The following is a 255-nucleotide window of genomic DNA, read 5'->3' as shown; positions in this document are numbered from 1 at the left end:
ATTCCGACTGCACGCTGATGCCGTTGTTGAGGGGGAAAAGCTCCTCGATCTCGTCGATGACCTGTTCAAGCTTCTTGTCGCCGCCGAACACGATGTCCTTTTCCTGGAAGTCTGAGGTGAACTGCAGAGTCACGAACGTGTCGATGCCCGTCAGGCCGACGTAGTAGTTGCGGCGTTGCGACCAGGAATAATGACCGCAACCGACCGGCCCGTGCGAGATGTGGACCATGTCCTTGACCGGCCCCCATACCACGC

General features: G+C 58.4%; 1 protein-coding gene. It reads right to left on the bottom strand.

Annotated elements, in window-relative coordinates; translation table 11 throughout:
• Positions 1 to 255, bottom strand: a 255-nt coding sequence (locus K6M89_RS30825) for a nitrogenase component 1 (RefSeq protein ID WP_281424340.1), incomplete at both ends; no start/stop codon positions are given.

The organism is Rhizobium croatiense, from assembly GCF_019793465.1.
Classification (GTDB): Bacteria; Pseudomonadota; Alphaproteobacteria; order Rhizobiales; family Rhizobiaceae; genus Rhizobium; species Rhizobium croatiense.
Note: the sequence above shows the minus strand (reverse complement) of the source record. Positions and strands in the feature narration are given on the sequence as shown.